At 72.1% G+C, this 17,819-nt stretch carries 14 protein-coding genes; 4 read left to right on the top strand and 10 right to left on the bottom strand.

Annotated features, from left to right (window positions below; genetic code table 11):
* Positions 1-90: 90 nt before the first annotated feature.
* The 7 genes from KALB_RS34970 to mraZ form a co-directional block, all read right to left on the bottom strand.
* Positions 91-1,392, bottom strand: coding sequence for a GGDEF domain-containing protein (locus tag KALB_RS34970; protein WP_052360512.1), 1,302 nt, complete (start codon positions 1,390-1,392; stop codon positions 91-93).
* Between the two features lie 236 nt (positions 1,393-1,628).
* Positions 1,629-2,825, bottom strand: a complete 1,197-nt coding sequence (locus KALB_RS34975) for an MFS transporter (protein ID WP_042221117.1) — start codon at positions 2,823-2,825, stop codon at positions 1,629-1,631.
* Positions 2,826-3,502: 677 nt separating this feature from the next.
* A complete protein-coding gene (locus KALB_RS34980) occupies positions 3,503-4,726 on the bottom strand; it encodes an MFS transporter (protein WP_025360328.1) in 1,224 nt (407 codons plus the stop codon).
* Between the two features lie 188 nt (positions 4,727-4,914).
* Positions 4,915-6,819: a peptidoglycan D,D-transpeptidase FtsI family protein gene (locus KALB_RS34985; RefSeq protein WP_025360329.1), complete on the bottom strand. Its 1,905-nt coding sequence runs from the start codon at positions 6,817-6,819 to the stop codon at positions 4,915-4,917.
* A complete protein-coding gene (ftsL, locus tag KALB_RS47920) occupies positions 6,819-7,406 on the bottom strand; it encodes a cell division protein FtsL (RefSeq protein ID WP_025360330.1) in 588 nt (195 codons plus the stop codon). Before ftsL ends, KALB_RS34985 begins: the two co-directional genes overlap by 1 nt.
* Positions 7,403-8,377, bottom strand: coding sequence for a 16S rRNA (cytosine(1402)-N(4))-methyltransferase RsmH (rsmH, locus tag KALB_RS34995; RefSeq protein ID WP_025360331.1), 975 nt, complete (start codon positions 8,375-8,377; stop codon positions 7,403-7,405). Before rsmH ends, ftsL begins: the two co-directional genes overlap by 4 nt.
* A gap of 200 nt (positions 8,378-8,577) precedes the next feature.
* Complete coding sequence (gene mraZ, locus KALB_RS35000; RefSeq protein WP_025360332.1) at positions 8,578-9,009, bottom strand: division/cell wall cluster transcriptional repressor MraZ; 432 nt, start codon at positions 9,007-9,009, stop codon at positions 8,578-8,580.
* Between the two features lie 470 nt (positions 9,010-9,479).
* Here mraZ and KALB_RS35005 point away from each other — a divergent pair, with 470 nt between their 5' ends.
* The 3 genes from KALB_RS35005 to KALB_RS35015 are packed head-to-tail and all read left to right on the top strand — an operon-like array spanning position 9,480 to position 14,352.
* Entirely contained in the window at positions 9,480-10,535 is a 1,056-nt protein-coding gene (locus KALB_RS35005; protein ID WP_042222955.1) for an AAA family ATPase, read from the top strand.
* Between the two features lie 44 nt (positions 10,536-10,579).
* Positions 10,580-11,800, top strand: coding sequence for a DUF58 domain-containing protein (locus KALB_RS35010; RefSeq protein ID WP_042222957.1), 1,221 nt, complete (start codon positions 10,580-10,582; stop codon positions 11,798-11,800).
* A complete protein-coding gene (locus KALB_RS35015) occupies positions 11,800-14,352 on the top strand; it encodes a transglutaminase TgpA family protein (protein ID WP_025360335.1) in 2,553 nt (850 codons plus the stop codon). Before KALB_RS35010 ends, KALB_RS35015 begins: the two co-directional genes overlap by 1 nt.
* Positions 14,353-14,605: 253 nt before the next feature.
* Here KALB_RS35015 and KALB_RS35020 read toward each other — a convergent pair whose 3' ends face one another.
* From KALB_RS35020 to KALB_RS35030, 3 genes are all read right to left on the bottom strand, one after another.
* Positions 14,606-14,995, bottom strand: coding sequence for an SCO2097 family morphological protein (locus tag KALB_RS35020; protein ID WP_025360336.1), 390 nt, complete (start codon positions 14,993-14,995; stop codon positions 14,606-14,608).
* 209 nt (positions 14,996-15,204) lie between these two features.
* A complete protein-coding gene (locus KALB_RS35025) occupies positions 15,205-15,972 on the bottom strand; it encodes a hypothetical protein (RefSeq protein ID WP_025360337.1) in 768 nt (255 codons plus the stop codon).
* 5 nt (positions 15,973-15,977) lie between these two features.
* On the bottom strand, positions 15,978-16,529 hold the full coding sequence (locus KALB_RS35030) for a papain-like cysteine protease family protein (protein ID WP_042222962.1): 552 nt from the start codon (positions 16,527-16,529) through the stop codon (positions 15,978-15,980).
* 300 nt (positions 16,530-16,829) lie between these two features.
* Here KALB_RS35030 and KALB_RS35035 point away from each other — a divergent pair, with 300 nt between their 5' ends.
* A complete protein-coding gene (locus KALB_RS35035; protein ID WP_025360339.1) occupies positions 16,830-17,798 on the top strand; it encodes a helix-turn-helix domain-containing protein in 969 nt (322 codons plus the stop codon).
* Positions 17,799-17,819 lie beyond the last annotated feature (21 nt).

The following is a 17,819-nucleotide window of genomic DNA, read 5'->3' on the forward strand; positions in this document are numbered from 1 at the left end:
AAGCGAGTGAGATGCACGTCATAGGTACAAAAACGAGACAACCTCGGTACAGGATTTCAATTCCAGGAAACGGCGAAAGTCGGTTGCGGATCAGTTCGAGATCGGTATTCCGGGCCCGCCGGGCATGGCCAGCCGGACCTGGTTGCGGCCCGCCGCCTTCGCCGCGAGCAGCGCGCCGTCGGCCGCCACCACCAGCCCGTCCACGTCCGTGCCGGACTCGGGGTACACCGCCGCGCCCACCGACACGGTCAGCGCCTTGATCTCCACCACCCGGCCGGAGGTCGCGTCGGCCGCCGAGACCTCGGTCTGGGCCAGCCGCAACCGGATCCGCTCCGCGGCCTTGAGCAGTTCCTCGGCGTGCGCCCCCGGCATCATCACGGCCAGTTCGTCCCCGCCCCAGCGGGCCACCAGGTCGTCGTGCCGGACCTCGTGCCGGACCGCCCGCACCACGGCCTCCAGCGCCGCGTCCCCGGCCAGGTGCCCGTAGGTGTTGTTGACCTCCGCGAAGTGGTCGATGTCCAGCATCAGCAGGCCCACGCTGGAGTTGGTCAGCCGGGCCCTGGTCAGCTCGGCGGAGACCAGCTGGGCCCAGAACGTGGGGCTGGCCAGCCCGGTCTTGGCGTCGGTGCGGGCGGCCCGCTGGAACTGCGGCAGCAGGAACTCCCGGTGCAGCGCCACGATGGTCAGCATCACCACCGGCACCACCCACGGGAACGAGATGAGCAGGCAGGCCACCACCAGGCCCAGCCCGAGCCCGGCGAGCACCACGATCTGGTCGGCGGGCTCGCCCAGCGCCTTGCGCGCGGCCAGCTCCGGGTTGGACAGCAGGATCGCGCCGACCACCAGCGCGTAGTTGACCAGCCACCAGCATGCCGCCGCCGCGATCACCGCGAGCAGGGACCAGAACCCCGTGGGCACCCTGGGCGTCCCGGTCAGCCCGCAGGCGATCAGCACGGCCAGCGCGGCGCCACCGGCGAGCACCATGGTGGCCACGGTGAACACCTTGCGGTAAACGATCACACCGCTCCAGATGCGGGTGCACAGATGCAGGTAATTGATCACCACCAGTGCGACCACCAACGGGAACGGCAGCACCAGCAACCCGGCGAACATCCACAGCGAATTCAGATTCGTGTACGGCGAGCCCTCGACCGAGACTTCGCGCGTGCGTTCGATTCCGCGGGCGGCCTCCAGGTGTGCGACAACACCCACGACCAGTGCCGCGAACCGCAGCCAATCGGTGCCGTTCACCGGGATCAGCACCGTGCAGCTGACCGTGAGCGCGATCGCGAGCAGGTCCGTGACCAGCACGAAGGCGAGCACGTGCCGGGGCAGTGACCAGATCGACCAGCGCCGAGGGGACAGTCGGCGACACAATGAGATAACGCTCACCGGACGCCCCTTATCGTGGTACCGCGCGAACCAGTACACCCTAATTGACCGACCAGCAGATGTCAGCCGTGCGGCCGATTCTTTGGCCCACATCACCTGTGCAGCGGAACGGGGAAATAAAATGATCATGCAGATCAGCGCCCGCGAGGACAGCAACAACTGGCGCGAGAGCAACAACTGGGCCTTTCAGGAGAGCAACAACTGGCGGCGCAGCAACAACTGGTGACCGCGGGTAGTCACCGGGCGCGCCGCCAGGCCAGTGCCGCACTCGCCGCGACGGCGGCACCGCACAGCCCGGCGACCGCCAGCACCGCGCTGGGCGCGAAATGGTCGGCGGCCACGCCGACGAGCAGCACGCCAGCGCCCTGCGCGGTGCGCAACGCGGTCACGGCCAGGCCGAACGCCTGGCCGCGGCCGTGGTCGGGCACCGCCTGCACGAAGGCCGAGCGCGCGGGCATGTGGTAGGCCGAGGCCAGCCCGGACAGCGCCCACAGCACGGCCGTGACCGGGATGCCGGGCCGCAGCGCGCAGGCCACCAGCGGCAGGCAGGCCGCCACCGCCAGCGGCCCGAGCAGCCGCAGCCTCGTCCATGGCGGCAGCCTGCTGATCAGCCAGACCCCGACCAGGGTGCCCGCGGGGTTCGCCGCCAGCAGCAGACCGGCCTCGGTGGCAGTACCGCCGAGTTCGGTCGCGTAGGGCACGGCCACGCCCTCCACCGAGACGTAGAAGCCCGCGACACACGCCAGCGCGACCAGCGCGCGCAACCGGCGGTCCGTGACGACCAGCACCGTGCCCGCCACCAGCGAACGCCACCACGAGGGCCCCGATCCGTCCGGCGCGACGGGGGCCGGGCGCGAGCGCACCCCGAACGCCACCAGCAGGGCGGAGCCGGTGAAGGTCGCCGCGTCCAGCGCCAGCCCGTTGGTCGCGCCCAGCCCGGCGACCAGCGCCCCACCGCCGCCGAACCCGACCACCTGCGCCAACTGGTCGACCATGTCCGTGGCGCCGGTGCCCAGCACGTAGCGGTCCCCGTCCAGCGCCGCCGCGAGGGTGGCCGCCCGCGCCGCGTTGAACGGCGAGCCCAGTGCCTGCACCGCGACGAGCAGCACGCACAGCACGGGCAGCGGCAGGCCGGGGATCGCCATCACCGCGACCAGCCCGGCGCGGCCCAGATCCGACACGATCATGACCGCCCGCCTGGGCCAGCGGTCGGCGATCCCCGACAGCAGCGGGCCGGACACCAGGTCGGGCAGGAAGGTCAGGGCATAGGTCAGGGCCGTGAGCCCGGCCGAGGAGGTGCGCTCGAACACCAGCACCGACAGGGCGACCCTGGCGAACTGGTCGCCGACCACGGAGAGCAGCAGGGCGGCGAACACCGCGCGGAACTCGCCGACCGCGAAGACCTCGCGGTAGCCCGCCCGCGTGGGGTCCACTTCGTTGAACCTTCCAGTAGGTAGGTGGCGTAGCTCTCACCAGAGAGCACTGTCCCACCATGTGAAGGAGAAGGCCGTGCGTGCCGACGCGAACAACTGGTGAGCCGGAGAGCGCGGACTCGCGGACCCCCAGCCGCGAGTCCCGCTCTCCCGACCGCGAACCCCGTCCTGGCGCAGGCGAACCCCGCTCACCCGACCGCGAGTCCCGCTCTGGCGCAGGCGGGTCCCGCTCACCCGACCGCGAGTCCCGTCCTGGCGCGCGAATCCCGCTCACCCCACCGCGAGTTCCGGCCCGGTGCGGGCGAGTCCCGCTGGCGCAGGCGAGTCCCGCTTCGCCACAGGCGAATCCCGTCCTGGCGCGGGCGAACCCCGCTCTCCCAACGGCGAGCCCCGGCCTGGCGCGGGCAAGTCCCGCTCTCTCAACCGCGAGTCCCGGCCTGATGTAGGCGAACCCCGCTTCGCTGCGAGCGAGCCCCAGCCCGGTGCAGGCAAGCCCCGCTCACCGAACGGCGAGCCCCGGCCTGGCGCGGGCGAACCCCGCTCTCTCAACCGCGAGTCCCGGCCCGGTGCGGGCGAGTCCCGCTCTCCCGACCGCGAATCCCGTCCTGGCGCAGGCGAACCCCGCCCTGCGTCGCGCGAGCCCCGCTTCGCCGCGGGCGAACCCCAGCCCCGCGGCCTCAACCACCCGGTGCGGCCCGGGCCTGGCTCCAGGCCAGACCGGCCGCCGCGGCCACCATGGACCCGGCCACGCCGGCCGCGGTCAGCACGACGGCGGCGCCGAGGTACTCCGCGAGCAGCCCGGCCACCAGCAGCCCGCAACCCTGTGCGGTCCGCAACGCCGTCACGGCCAGGCCAAACGCTTGCCCCCGCTCGTGGTCGGGCACGGCCAGCACGAACGCCGAGCGCGCTACCAGGTGGTAGGCCGAGGCGAAGCCCGAGATCAGCAGCAGACCCGCCGTCACCGGTATGCCCGGCCGGAACGCGCAGGCGGCCAGCGGCAGGCAGGCCGCCACCGCCAACGGGCCGAGCAGCCGCAGCCGCAGCTCCGCGCCCAACCGGCTCACCACGGCCATGCCCAGCACCGTGCCCGCCGGACCGGCCGCCAGCAGCACACCGATCGCCACCGGGCCACCGCCGCTGTCCAGCGCGTACGGCACGGCCAGCGCCTCGATCGTCACGTAGAACCCGGCCACGCAGGCCAGCAGCACCAGTGAGCGCAACGTCCGGTTGGTGAGCACCAGCACCGCCCCGGCCTTCAGCGCGGGCCACCAGGCCGGTACCGGATCGCGCACCGTCGGATAACTCGGCACCGGGCGCTCCCGCACGCCGAGTTGTACCAGGATCGCGGAGACCAGGAAGGTCGCCGAGTCGATCTGCAGGCCCTGGCCCGGTCCGATGGCCAGCACCAGCACCCCGCCACCCACGAAGCCCGCCGCCTGCGCCAACTGGTCGACCATGTCCGCCGCGCCGGTCCCCAGCAGGTACGCCTCACCCCGCAGCACCCTGGCCAGGGTCGCCGCCCGCGCGGCGTTGAACGGCGCGCCCAGCGCGTTGACCGCCACCAGCAGCACGCACACGACCGCCAGCGGCAGCCCCGGCCAGGCCATCAGCGCCACCAACGCGGCCCGCGCCAGGTCCGTCACCACCATCACCATGCGCCGGGGCCTGCGGTCCGCGATGCCCGACAGCAGCGGGCCCGCCGCCAGCTCCGGCAGGTAGGTCAGCGCGTAAGCCAGTGCCGTGAGGCCCGGCGACCCCGTGCGGTCGAACACGAGCAGGGACAGCGCCACCCTGGCCAGCTGGTCGCCGACCACCGACAGCAACTGGGCCGCGAACAGCGCGCGGAACTCCCCGATCGCGAACACGTCCCGGTAGCGGGCCGCCCGCTGTCCACACACCATGCGGGACTCCTGAGAGGCATGAGGTTGTTCCTTGCTACCTCACGCACCGCCGGGATCCGACCGCCGACCGGTCGTTATCACTCGATCAGCCCAAATCCGGCGGGTTCGTCACACCCCACTGACGCCATGAAAGTGCCGTTCACTGCGCTCAACGCAGTGAACGGCACTTTCATGGCATCGCCTCAGAGCTAGGGCAGTTGCAGCTTCTGGATGGGGGCGTCGGTCGCCGACATCGGGATCGAGAAGTGCTGCACCAGGTAGCTGGCCATCTGGTGGAACAGCGGGGCGGCGGAACGCGACTCGGCGGGCCCGCTGGTGTACTTCGGCTTGTCCAGCATGATGCCGACGACCAGCCTCGGGTTGTCGGCGGGCAGCACCCCGGCGAAGGTGATCCAGTACAGCGAGTTGCTGTACGCCCCGGAGTTCGGATCGATCTGCTGGGCGGTGCCGGTCTTGCCGGACACCTGGTAACCCGCCAGCGCGCCGGGGTAGCCGGTGCCGTTCTGGTTGATGTCCTCGGGGTCCTTCTGCATGACGGCGCGCATCATGTCGCGCACGGTCTTCGCGGTCTGCGGGCTGACCACCCGCACCGGGTCGGGCTTGGGCGGGGTCACGACGCTGCCGTCGGGCCGCCGCTCGGCCTTGACGATCCGGGGCGGCACGCGCAGCCCGTCGTTGGCGATGGCCTGGTACATGCCGGTCATCTGGAGCAGGGTCATCGTCAGGCCCTGGCCGATGGGCAGGTTGGCGAAGGTGGACCCGGACCACTGGCTGCGCGGGGGCACGACGCCCGCGCTCTCCCCGGGCAGGCCGACCCCGGTCTTCTGGCCGAGGCCGAACTTGGTGAGCAGGTCCACGAACCGGTCGGGGCCGATCTTCTGCGCCATCTCCAGCGTGCCGATGTTGGAGGACTTGCCGATGATGCCCGCGAGCGTCATCTGCACGTCCCCGTGCGACCAGGCGTCGGTGACGGTCCGGTCGGCCATCTTGAACTGGGACTTCACGTCGACCACGGTGTCGGGCTGTGCGATGCCGTACTCCACGGCCCCCGCCGCGGTGACGATCTTGTTCACCGAGCCGGGCTCGAACGGGTTGCTCACCGCCGGGTTGCCCATCGCGCTCAGCGGCACGTTCTCAGTGTTGTTCGGGTCGAAGCTGTTGGTGACGGCCAGGGCGTAGATCTCGCCGGTGGCCTTGTCCATCACCACCATGCTGCCGTCCTGCGCCCCGCTGACGTTCTTGTAGTTGTCCAGCATCTGCTGGGCCTGGTACTGCACGTCGGCGTCGATGGTCAGTTGCAGCCCGGAGCCGGGCACCGCGGTCTCGATGTCCCGGGTCGTACCGGGCAACTCCAGCCCGTCGTTGCCGCTGGCGGTGTCCACCACCCGGCTGCCGTCGGTGCCCTTGAGCTGGTCGTCCCAGGCGTTCTCCAGCCCGACCAGGCCATGCACCCCCGGCGGCTTCTGGTCGTCACGCCAGTTGGCGAAGCCGATCAGGTTCGATGCCACCGTGCCGTCCGGGTAGATCCGCTGCTGGCGGGCCTCCTGGGTGATGGACCGGTAGCGCTTGACGATCTGCGCGGACTTGCTGGGGTCGGCGTTGCGCACCAGGACCTGGTACTTGCCGGAGGCGCGGATCCTGTTCAGCAGGTCGGTCTCGTTCAACCCCGAGCCGAGCAGCTGCCGGATGTAGGCGGCCATGCGCTGGGTGTACTCGTCGTAGTCCTTGCCCAGGTCCAGCGCCTGGTAGTCCTTGGGGCTCTTCTTCCAGTCCTCGCGCAGCCAGTCCGGGTTGATCGTCAGCTGCCGGGTCTCCGCGCTGAAGGCCAGCTGGGTGTTGTTCCGGTCGGTGATCGCTCCGCGCAGGGCCTGCACGTTGATCACCGTCGTGCGCTGCTGCTCGGCCTTCTCCGACCAGGTGGCGGCCTCCACGCCCTGCACCTGCACCAGCCGGGCGCCCGCGATGACCAGGGCGAGCACCAGCACCACCCGGCTCACCACGATCCGGGTGCTGTGCGTGCCGACACCGGCGGGCGCGCCGCGGCGCGGTCTGCGCACGGCGGGACGGCCGCGGACCACGGGCCGCTTGGCCATCAGTGGTCACCACCGGGGGACGGCGGGGCCGCGGTGGTCGTGGTGGGCGGCGGGGTGGAGCTCGACGGCGGGGGCGGCGGAGTGGTCGCGGGCGCGGCCGAGCCGACCACGCTCACCGAGCCGTCCGGGTTCTGCCTGATCCGCGCGGGATCGGGCGCGGGCACCATGCCCAGCTGCTTGGCCTTGCTGGACAGCACCTCCGGCGACTCCTGCTTGGCCACCTCGGACCGCAGCTGCTCCACCTTGCTGGACAGCTCCGTCACCTGGTTCTTGGCTTCCTCCAGCTTGTAGGAGTCGGCCACCGCGGACAGCGACAGGAACAGGGTGACCAGCACGCCCGCCGCGAGCAGGCCCATCACCATCAGCACGAACGGGGTCTTGGTGCCAAGCTTCGGCAGGCGCACCGGCATCACGCCGAGCAGCCGCTGCTTGCGGCTGGCCCGGCGTGCGTAGGCGCGCTCGGCGGCGCTGGTGCGCCCGCGCGAGCCACTGCGCTCGGGAACGCGCTCGAGGTTGCGTTCGCCACGCGCGGGACGCTGCGCGGCGGTGCGGGTGGACGCGGAGCCCGCCCGTGCGGGTGCCGTCATCCGTGCTCCCCGATCCGTTCGGCCGCCCGCAGCCGGACCGATGCCGACCTCGGGTTCTCGGCGATCTCCTGGTCGCCCGCCTGCTCGGCTCCCCTGGTCACCAGCTTCAGCTCGGGTCCGTGCCCCGGCAGCTCCACCGGCAGGTCCAGCGGGGTGCGCGAGCCCGCACGGGCCGCGAACGCCTGCTTGACCATCCGGTCCTCCAGCGAGTGGTAGGACTCCACGACGATCCGGCCGCCCAGCGCGAGCGAGTCCAGCGCCGCGGGCAGCGCCCTGCGCAGCACCTCCAGCTCGCCGTTGACCTCGATGCGCAGGGCCTGGAACGTGCGCTTGGCGGGGTGCCCACCGGTGCGCTTGCTGGCCGCGGGCACGGTGTCCTGCAACAGCTGCACCAGACGCGGGCTGGTGGTGAACGGCTCCACCTCGCGGGCCTTGACGATCGCCTTGGCGATCTTGCCCGCGAACCGCTCCTCCCCGTACTCGCGCAGGATCCTGGCCAGCTCGCCGAACTCGTAGCCGTTGAGCACGTCGGCGGCGGTCTTGCCGGTGGTCGGGTTCATCCGCATGTCCAGCGGGGCGTCCTGGGAGTAGGCGAAGCCGCGTTCGGCCACGTCCAGTTGCAGCGAGGACACGCCCAGGTCGAACAGGACCCCGTCCAGCGCGGGCACGCCCTGCTGAACCAACACGTCCGGGAGTTCGTCGTACACGGCGTGCGCGTAGCTCACCCGGTCGCCGAACTCGGCCAACCGGCGTCCGGCCATGGCCAACGCCTCGGGGTCGCGGTCCACGCCGATCAGCCGCAGCTTCGGGTACGCGGAGAGCAGGGCGTGCGAGTGGCCGCCGAGGCCGAGGGTGGCGTCGAGCAGCACGGCGGGGCGGTTGCCCAGCGCGGGCTCGAACAGCTCGACGATGCGGTCCAGCAGCACCGGCACATGCCGGGCACGAGGCTGGTCCCCGGGTGGAGAACCCATGGTGGCCAACCCCCTTTCACGCTTGCTGGCCGCGCACTCCCCTCTGTCGTGGTGATCGTTCCCTGTCGGGTGCGGTCAGGTCCCCGCCCGCCCGTCGGACCTGGCGCCGGGGAAGGTGCGCCAGGGCCGATAGCCGAGCGGACCGAGGCCAAACAGCACCCGGGTCGGTCGTGATCGGTGTGGTCACGAGCACGGGCTGGTCAGAACAGCCCCGGCAGCACCTCCTCGCGAGCCTGCGCGTAGTCCTCCTCGTGGTCGTCCAGGTAGCGCTGCCACGACTGCGCGTCCCAGATCTCCAGACGGGTGATCGCACCGATCACCACGCAGTCCTTGGACAGCCCCGCGTAGCGGCGCAGTTCGGGGACGATGGTCACCCGGCCCTGGCCGTCGGGGCGTTGCTCATCGGTGCCCGCGAACAGGTAGCGCTGGTAGGCGCGGACGGCCTCGTTGGTCAGCGGTGCCTCCGCGACCTTGCGTGCCATCTGCTCGAACTCAGCCCGTGGGAAGACGTAGAGGCAGTGGTCCTGGCCCTTGGTGACCATGAGACCCCCTGCGAGCGCGTCCCGATACTTCGCCGGCAGCGTGAGCCGACCCTTGTCGTCCAGCTTGGGGGTGTGCGTACCCAGGAACACGTACGCCCACCTCCAACCCGAACCAGATCCCCGGGCAGGGACCGGACCGGCGGTGGAGCCCCCGTTCGCCCCACCGGCCGCCACACTACCCCACTTTCTGCCACAGTCAACGGCGACAGGCCCGTCGCCGCGCCGAATATTTGCCGATTTCCGCAGGTAGACGCGGTGGGGGTGAAGTGGGGGGCGTGCGGAGCCCACCCACTGGGGTCAGCTCGTGCTACCCCGCCGGGCGACCCCGGGATGGCCCCCTGGGCGCCGGGAGCAGGCCGGGGTGGGGCAAGGTGGGGAACCGGTGGGCAACGCAGGGCGGACCCGCGCGTCCGCCGATTGCACCGAACTCCTGGGCCGGTTCGCCCGGGTTTGACACACTGCTTGGAACGCTGATGCCACGCGGCCGAAGAGGGCCGAGTCGGCTTTTGGAGGGCGAGTTGACGTCAAGCACCCAGCCGGCCGCATCGGCCAGCCACGAGCTGGCCTCCACGGAACAGACAGCTGGGGCCGAGCACGGCGGCGGGGCGGGGACACCCACGCTGGAGGAACTGCACGACACGGTGCAGCGCATCGCGGCCAACGTGGAGCACGTGCTCGTCGGCAAGCCCGACGTGGTGCGCATCGCGCTGGTCACTCTGCTGGCCGAGGGGCACCTGCTGGTCGAGGACGTGCCGGGGGTGGGCAAGACCTCGCTGGCCAAGGCGCTGGCCCGCTCCATCGACTGCACGGTCAGCCGGGTGCAGTTCACCCCGGACCTGCTGCCCAGCGACATCACCGGCGTGTCCATCTACAACCGCAACACCGGTGACTTCGAGTTCCGGCCCGGACCGGTGTTCGCCAACATCGTGGTCGGCGACGAGATCAACCGCGCCTCACCGAAGACCCAGTCGGCCCTGCTGGAGTGCATGGAGGAGCACCAGGTCACCGTCGACGCGCACACCTACCAGCTGAGCAGCCCGTTCATGGTCATCGCCACCCAGAACCCGGTGGAGATGGAGGGCACCTACGCCCTGCCGGAGGCCCAGCGCGACCGGTTCACCGCGCGCGTCTCGGTCGGCTACCCCGACCCGCAGGCGGAGCTGGCCATGGTGGACGAGCACGCGGGCCGCGACCCGCTGGCGGAGCTGCGCCCGGTGTCCGACGCGACCCGGCTCAGCGCGCTGATCGACACGGTCCGGCACGTGCACCTGACCCCCGAGGTCAAGCGGTACGCGGTGGAGCTGGTCTCGGCCACCCGCAGGCTGCCCGAACTGCGGCTGGGCGCCTCGCCGAGGGCCACCCTGCACCTGGTGCGGGCCGCGCGCGCCCAGGCCGCGCTGGCCGGCCGCCAGTTCGTGGTGCCCGACGACGTGCAGGCCGTGGCCGTGCCCGTGCTGGCGCACCGCCTGGTGCTCACCTCGGAGGCCGCCGCGGGCCGCCGCTCCCCCAACGACCTGATCCGCGGCCTGGTGCAGCGCGTGCCCGTGCCGCACGCGCCGGCGACCAACGGCTCGCAGCAGCGCATCCAGTGGCCCGGCGGGCAGGCCGGGTACTAGGCGTGAACGTGCTGTCGGGGCTCACCACGCGGGGCCGCTGTCTGATGGCGGCGGGCATCGCGGCCGCCGTGTGCTCGGCGCTGCTCAACGAACGGGACCTGCTGCGCATCGCGGCCTTCGTGGTGCTGCTCCCGCTGCTGGCCGCGCTGATGGCCGCCCGCTCACGGGTGGGGCTGGCCTCCAACCGGTACGTGCACCCCGAGCGGGTCCCGGTCGGCTCCAGCGCCGAGGTCCGCATCGAGATGCGCAACACCGGGCGTCTGCCCAGCGGGGGGCTGCTGCTGGAGGACGGGGTGCCCTACGCGCTGGGCGCCCGGCCGAGGTTCATCGTGGAGCGGCTCTCCCGGCACCACGTCACCCCGCTGCGCTACCAGTTGCGGCCGGTGCTGCGCGGTATCCAGCAGGTGGGCCCGCTGATGGCCCGGGTGACCGATCCGTTCGGGCTGGCCGAGTACGACCGCCAGCTGCTGGGGCACAGCAAGCTGATCGTGGTGCCCAGGGTCTACCCGCTGTCCGGGCTGCCCGGCGGCGCGGGCATGGGCGCGGGCGAGGACGGCATGGTGCGGCTGCGCTCCGGCCAGGGCGAGGACGACGCCGTGGTGCGCAACTACCGGCACGGCGACGACATGCGCAAGGTGCACTGGCGGTCCACGGCGCGACGTGACGAGCTGATGGTCCGCGTGGAGGAGACCCCGTGGCGGGGCGGCACCACGGTGCTGCTGGACCACCGGGCCTCGGCGCACCGGGGCACCGGGCCGACCTCCAGCCTGGAGTGGGTGATCTCCTTCGCCGCCAGCGTGTGCCTGCACCTGCACCGCAACGGCCAGCACGTGCGGCTGGTCACCGAGGACGGCCGGGTGCTGGCGGGTGGCGGGCGGGAGACCGGGCACAGCGACCTGGAGGTGCTCGACGCACTGGCCGCGCTGAACCCCTCGCATCAGCGCGACCTGGTGTGCACCAGCGATCCGGCGGGCGGCCAGGAGATGGTCGCGGTGCTGGGCGCGACCAACGTGGCCGCGGCCACCGAACTGTGCAAGCACCGGCCGCGCACCAGCCGCAGCCTCGCCGTGCTGCTGGACGTCTCGGCCTGGGAATCCGCCGGGGACAGCGCCGAGGACACGGCCGCCACGGCCAGGCTGCTGCGCGAGGCGGGCTGGGGCGTGGTGGTCGCGGGTGCGGACACCTCGATGGACGCGGCCTGGTCGCGGCTGTGCCACGCGGGCGCGGTCCGCGGGGTTGCCCTGCTGCGGGAGGGCAACTCCTGATGAGCACCGGACAGCAACTGCGCCCGGACACCCGGTTCGCCGGTGGCCAGCAGCCCAGGCACCGGCTGCCCCCGCCCCCGGTGCGCGACAACACCCCGCCGCTGTCGGCCACCGCCATGGTGCCGATCGCGGCGGGCTTCTCCGTGGTGTGCGCCGCCAGCGCCCTGTCCGGCGTGCTCCAGGGCGTGACCTGGCTGCTGTACCTGGCGATCACGATCGGGCTGGTCGTGGGCACCGGCATCCTGCTGCGCGCGATGCGCACCCCCGTGCCACTGGTCGGTCTCGGCCAGGTGTTCGCCCTGCTGTGCCTGCTGGTGATGTCGTTCACCAGGAGCGGGCTGCTCGTGGTCCTGCCGAGTCCGACCGCGCTCGGGGACCTGCTCGACGTGTTGCACCAGGCCGTGGTCGAGGTGCAGACCAAGGCCCCACCGGTGACCGCCGACGAGCCCATGGTGTGCCTGGTGCTGGTGGCGATCGGCCTGGTCGCGGTGCTGGTCGACACCCTCGCGGTGGCCGCCGAGGCGCCCGCGGCCTCCGGGCTGGTGCTGCTCTGCGTGTACGCCGTGCCCGCCTCACTGGCCGACGAGATGCTGCCCTGGTGGAGCTTCGTGGTCGGCGCGGGCTCGTTCGCGCTGCTGCTGGCGGTGGACGGCCGCCAGCGGCACCTGGCGTGGCGGGGCAGGCGGGCCGGGGTGAGCGGGGCCGGGGTCGGTGAGGGCTCCCGGCGCGAGGCCACCGGGGTCGCCGCGCTCGCGGTGATCGCCGCACTGGTGGTCGGCGGCACGTTCACCATGATCGGCACGGTGGGTCGGCTGCCCGGTGGCGGCTCGAGTGGCGGCGGCTCGGCCAGCGCGCTGGGTATCAAGCCGTTCACCAAGCTCAGCGGGCTGTTGCAGCAGTCGCAGGGCAACCGCGAGCTGTTCCGGGTGCGCGGCCTGGACACCGCCTCGTACCTGCGCGCGCTGACCCTGGACGACTACTCGGCCAACGACGGCTGGCGCATCGGCCAGGACATCAACGGCGGGGTGAAGCTGGACAGCGACCGGCTGCCCGGCCGGGCGGGCGCGCACAGCGGGCAGCCCAGCAGCATCGAGATCGAGACGGTGAACTGGGAGGACCGCTGGGCGCCGGTGTACGGCACGCCCGCCGCGCTGTCCCGGCTGGGACCGCAGTGGTTCTACGACCAGACCGCCGGCACGGTGAACACGCCCTCGGCCCACTCGGCGGGCACCTACTCCGAGACGGCCTGGCTGCAACAGCCCAGCGCGGACCAGCTCCGCGCCGACGACGGCCGCTCCGGACAGCCGGTGGACGCCCGTTACACCCGGCCGGTGGCGGTCACCCAGCGGGTGCGCCAGCTGGCCGAGTCGATCACCAGCCAGGAGCGCACGACCTTCGACAAGGCCGCGGCGCTGACCAAGTACTTCAACGGCGGGGCCAACGGCTTCCGCTACGAGCTGTCCGCCACGCCCAAGGACACCTCCATCGACCAGCTGGAGGACTTCCTGTTCAACACCCGCGCCGGGTTCTGCGAGCAGTACGCCTCGGCGATGGCCGTGATGCTGCGCGACCTCGGCGTGGCCGCCAGGGTGGCGATCGGCTTCACCCCGGGGGTGGTGTCCCAGGCGGACAACTCGCGCACGATCCTGGCCTCCGACGCGCACGCCTGGGTCGAGGTGTACTTCCCCAACCACGGCTGGGTCACCTTCGACCCGACCCCGCTGTCCGGCGGGCGCGCGGTCACCCCGCCGTACCTTCAGTCCAACCAGCCGCAGGGCGGTCCGGGTGGTCTGCCGGACGGCACCAAGGAGAACAACCCGAGCGGGTCGCCGGCTCCCTCCAGCAGCGCGGCGCCGAGCACCAGCGCGCCCGCTCCCGCGACGGGTCAGCAGGGCATGCCACTACGGGACCAGCTCGCACTGGTCGTCTGGTTGCTGTTGCTGGTCCCGGCCCTGCTGCTCGCCGTGCTGTGCACGGTGCTGGCCCGGGTGCTGGGCGGTTCGTGGTCCGGGGCACCGCGCTGGCTCGCCGACCTCGCCGAGCGGCTGCCTACTTCGGTGGCACGCCGTGTGCCGCTGGTCGCGGTGGCCTCCTGGGCGGCCGTGCTGCTGCTCGTGGTCGGGTACCTGCTGAGCTGGTGGCTGTCCGCCCTGCTGCTGGTGGCCATGCTGGCCGTCACGCCGATCACGATCCGCGAGCTGCGCAGGCGGGCCCGGCTGGCCAAGGTCTCCGGGCTGGGCCCCGACGCGGCCGGTGCCGCCTGGGACGAGCTGCTCGCCGAGTCGGTGGACCGCGGTGCGGCCGTGCAGCCCGCCGAGACCGTACGGGCCACCGCCCGGCGGCTGGCCCGCGACCACGACCTGGACGAGACGGGCCGCCAGGCGCTCCGGCTGGTGATCACCTCGGTCGAGGCGTCCTGGTACGGCCAGCAGCGCACGGCCGACCCCGGGCTGGTACCGGCCCTGGCCCAGTTGCGCGCCACGATGAACGAGCGGGCCCCGCTGGCGTTGCGCGCCAAGCTGCTGCCCCGCTCCGTGCTCGGCGGCCGCTGACCGGGACTCGCGTGCCGGTGGGCGGGACTCGCGCGCCCCAGAGCGGGACTCGCGTGCTGGTGGGCGGGACTCGCGCCCAACCCGGCGAGTCCCGCCCAGCCGACGCCGAGTCCCGCTGAGCCGATGGTGAGTCCCGCGCGGGCGCGGCTGGGTCCCGTCCTGCTGCGGCCGAGTCCCGGTCAGCCGGTGTCCGCGGATGCAAAAGGTCGGCCGGTGTGGAACCGGCCGACCCTGGTGGAGGAGTCCTCGGGAACTACTCTTCTTCGAAACGCTTGCGGAAGCGTTCCTCCATACGTTGAGTCAGGGAGCTGCGGTGTGGCACACCACCCGCGGAGCCGGGGCTGTCGCCAGCCGAGGCGGCCCCCTTCGTCAGTGTGGTCAGGGTCAGCAGAGCACCAACGAACATGACCAGGAAGCCGAGCACGCTCACGATCGGGATGCCGAACAACTGAACCGGCACGATCACACCGAACACGAGCAAAGCCACACCCACGACGAACAGCACGATGCCCTGTACTCGGCGTCGACGTGACGGCCTGCGCAGTCGGGCACCACGCACGGTGGAGGCGAACTTCGGGTCCTCAGCGTAGAGCGCGCGCTCGATCTGGTCGAGCAGTCGCTGCTCGTGCTCGGAGAGTGGCATGACTCCTCCTCCGGCACAACGGTCGCGGGCGCCGGGTGTCTCGGTTGCCGCCGGACCCGGCGGACGCCCCGCCCAGGGGGTGTCACTGTTCAGGATACGATCCGCGAGCGCTGGCGACTAGCCGGTCCGGCCACCGGAACCGGGCGATGCCCCCACGATCATCCACAAGGGGTAGGGACCGGACGCGGCCGACGCCCGGTCCCACCCGCTCAGCGGTTGCGCCGCACGCGCCGCACCGAACCGATCACACCGGCTCCGACCAGGGCGAACCCGCCGACCAGGGCCACCAGCCCCGGCGAGACCCCGCCCGGACCGGCAGCCGTCCCGGTGTCCTCACGGCCGGACAGCGCGGCGAAGCCGCCCGCCCTGCCCTCACTCGCGTACCGGGAACCGGACAGCTTGTCGGCGTACCGCGCGGCTACTGTGCGTTGGTAGTCGGCCGTGGAGTACACCTTGCCCGCCGTCTCGCCGTCCAACGAGCGCAGGCTGTCCCCGCTGACCGCGTACCAGGCGTCGACCTGCGGCTCGTGCAGCAGGTACGCCCCGGCGGGCAGCGCGGCGGCCAACGCGGCCTCGCGGTTGCCCGAGGCCACGTTCACGACCTGCCAGTCCGCGCCGGTCCTGGCCGACCACAGGGTGGCCGCCCGGCCCGCGCCGTCGGTGGCGGGCACCGCGACGTAGGCCAGGGTGCCGGGCGCCGCACCGGGTGCGCCGGTGACGAAGCGCGCCGACAGCTCGTACACCGGGATGGCCTGCCCGCCGATCGTGGCCGACGGGCCCGCCGCCAGCGGCGCTCTGGCCGCCCCCGGGTAGGTGAAGTGCACGAGCTGGTCGTGCACCGAGGCGGTGGCGGTGGCCGCCCTGGCCGCCGCCAGGTCCTGCGCCGACAGCTGCGGTGCCGGGTCGGCCGCCGCGAGTCCGGCGCCGAGCAGGGTGGCCGCGGTGACCGCCGCCGCGCAGAGCACGGTCCTGATCATCGCCCTCACCCCCTGATCCCGGTGAGCGTGTGCGTCCAGGCGAAGGACGAGTTGCTCACGTAGTAGTTGTAGGACATGGTCTGGTAGCGCTGGTTGGATGGCCACGGGTCGCCGTAGGAGACCGTCCCCTTGGCGGAGTCGTAGCCGTAGAGCACGTGCATGTGGCCGCCGCCCGAGGTCCAGCCGATCCGGGTCTCCAGCGGCTGGTTGGCCGAGATCTGCTGCTGCAGGGAGGAGAAGCTGATCGTGCCGTTGAGGTAGTCCCCGGTGTAGGAGAACCCGAGCTGGTAGAACGCGTTCTGGACGTCACCGAGGGTGCCCTGCCAGTTCGGGCAGGAGTAGCTGGTGTCCCGTCCCTTGGCCAGGTTGCAGAAGGTGTTCTGGTTCACCGAGTAGTTGAAGTAGGACGCGATGGTGGTGCCCGAGGCGGCCCAGCACCACTGGTTCTGCTGCTGGGACTGCATGCTGATGTTGTCGTAGTACGAGGAAGGGACCGCCGAGGTCGAGGCGGGGAGGGTCGACGCGCCTGCTGGTGCCTGGGCGATGAGCCAGGACATCAGCACGACGGCCGCCGCCGCGAGCACTCGCAGGGGTGGCGGGTAACCGCTTCGCACGGTTGGACCTCCTGGAGTTGTTGTCGTGTGGCAGGGCTTACGACACGCCGGCCGCGGGCGTGCAGGGCGCCGCGGCCGACGGTGCGCACACTGTCCGGCCCTGTTCGGCAACCGGACAAGGGTGGCCGCCCACCGACAGGAGCGTTCCGCTTACCTGGCCGCCGTCACCTGGGGCTTCCCTCCCGGCCGACGGCAACCTACGGTGAACGTTCACACCCTGTTCACACCCTGCGAACGATCCGGATGACGACCGAGCCGACACCCCTGCCGCCGTCGGCGGACGACCTCGACGCCCGACTCGCCGAGGCGCTGCGCTACGGCCCCTTCCCCCGCGCGCTGCGGGCGGCCATCGCCCACCGCGGGCTTTCGCTCGCCCGCCTCGGCGTGCACCTGGACCGACTCGGCGTGCACGTCGGGCAGTCCACCCTCAGCTACTGGCAGCGCGGGCTGCGCCACCCCGAGGTGCCCAGGGCGCTGGGTGCCCTGCGCGCGCTGGAGAAGGTGCTGGCCCTGCCGCCGGACTCACTGGTCGTACTGGTCGGCCCCCGGGCCAGACCCGCCTCGGAGCGGGCGACCGCGGCGGCGTTCCTCGACTTCGGACGGCTCTGGTCGGGATCGGCGGCACTGCTGAGCGAGCTGGACGCGATGCCGGAGATCACCCGCTGCAACGCGGAGCTGGAAGTGCTGTCGGTGCACGACTTCGTGGTGATCGACCAGTACCGGGTGCAGCGCGCGGTGACCACCCGCATCGTGGTGCGGGCCATGCGCGCCGGACCCGACCGGTACCTGGCGATGTACCACGCCGACGACAACGGTGCGATCGGCGCCAGCGAGGTGCGTACCGGGGAGGGCTGCCGGACCGGGCGGGTGCGCAGGCACGCCGAGACCGGGACGATGCTCACCGAGCTGCTGTTCGATCGGCGGCTGACCGAGGGCGAACGGCACGTGTTCAGCTTCAGCCTGCACGACCAGGGCAGCACGGCCACCCCGGGCAGCAACCGCACGTTCCGCGAGCCCGGCGCCGACTACCTGTTGCAGCTGTCCTTCCACCGCAGGGCGATGCCCGCGCGCTGCACGCAGTACTTCCGGGTGCGCGAAGACGCGGAGCCGACCCAGGCCGAGGACCTGGTGTGCGGGATCGGCGGCGTGGTCAGCGCGTACTTCTCCCGGGTCGGCCGGGGACTGGCCGGCATTGCGGTGGACTGGGACTGACCGTCCAGTCAGGATTGATCC

Source organism: Kutzneria viridogrisea DSM 43870 (assembly GCF_000525635.1).
GTDB classification, from domain to species: Bacteria; Actinomycetota; Actinomycetes; order Mycobacteriales; family Pseudonocardiaceae; genus Kutzneria; species Kutzneria viridogrisea.

Bases quoted from the DNA above. Each gene is read 5' to 3' on its own strand.
- KALB_RS35015 (WP_025360335.1), top strand. From the start codon at position 11,800: ATGAGCACCGGACAGCAACTGCGCCCGGACACCCGGTTCGCCGGTGGC.
- KALB_RS34985 (WP_025360329.1), bottom strand. From the start codon at position 6,819: ATGGCCAAGCGGCCCGTGGTCCGCGGCCGTCCCGCCGTGCGCAGACCG.
- KALB_RS34980 (WP_025360328.1), bottom strand. From the start codon at position 4,726: ATGGTGTGTGGACAGCGGGCGGCCCGCTACCGGGACGTGTTCGCGATC.
- KALB_RS35035 (WP_025360339.1), top strand. From the start codon at position 16,830: ATGACGACCGAGCCGACACCCCTGCCGCCGTCGGCGGACGACCTCGAC.
- KALB_RS35030 (WP_042222962.1), bottom strand. From the start codon at position 16,529: ATGTCCTGGCTCATCGCCCAGGCACCAGCAGGCGCGTCGACCCTCCCC.
- rsmH (WP_025360331.1), bottom strand. From the start codon at position 8,377: ATGGGTTCTCCACCCGGGGACCAGCCTCGTGCCCGGCATGTGCCGGTG.
- KALB_RS35025 (WP_025360337.1), bottom strand. From the start codon at position 15,972: ATGATCAGGACCGTGCTCTGCGCGGCGGCGGTCACCGCGGCCACCCTG.
- KALB_RS35020 (WP_025360336.1), bottom strand. From the start codon at position 14,995: ATGCCACTCTCCGAGCACGAGCAGCGACTGCTCGACCAGATCGAGCGC.
- ftsL (WP_025360330.1), bottom strand. From the start codon at position 7,406: ATGACGGCACCCGCACGGGCGGGCTCCGCGTCCACCCGCACCGCCGCG.
- KALB_RS35010 (WP_042222957.1), top strand. From the start codon at position 10,580: ATGGCGGCGGGCATCGCGGCCGCCGTGTGCTCGGCGCTGCTCAACGAA.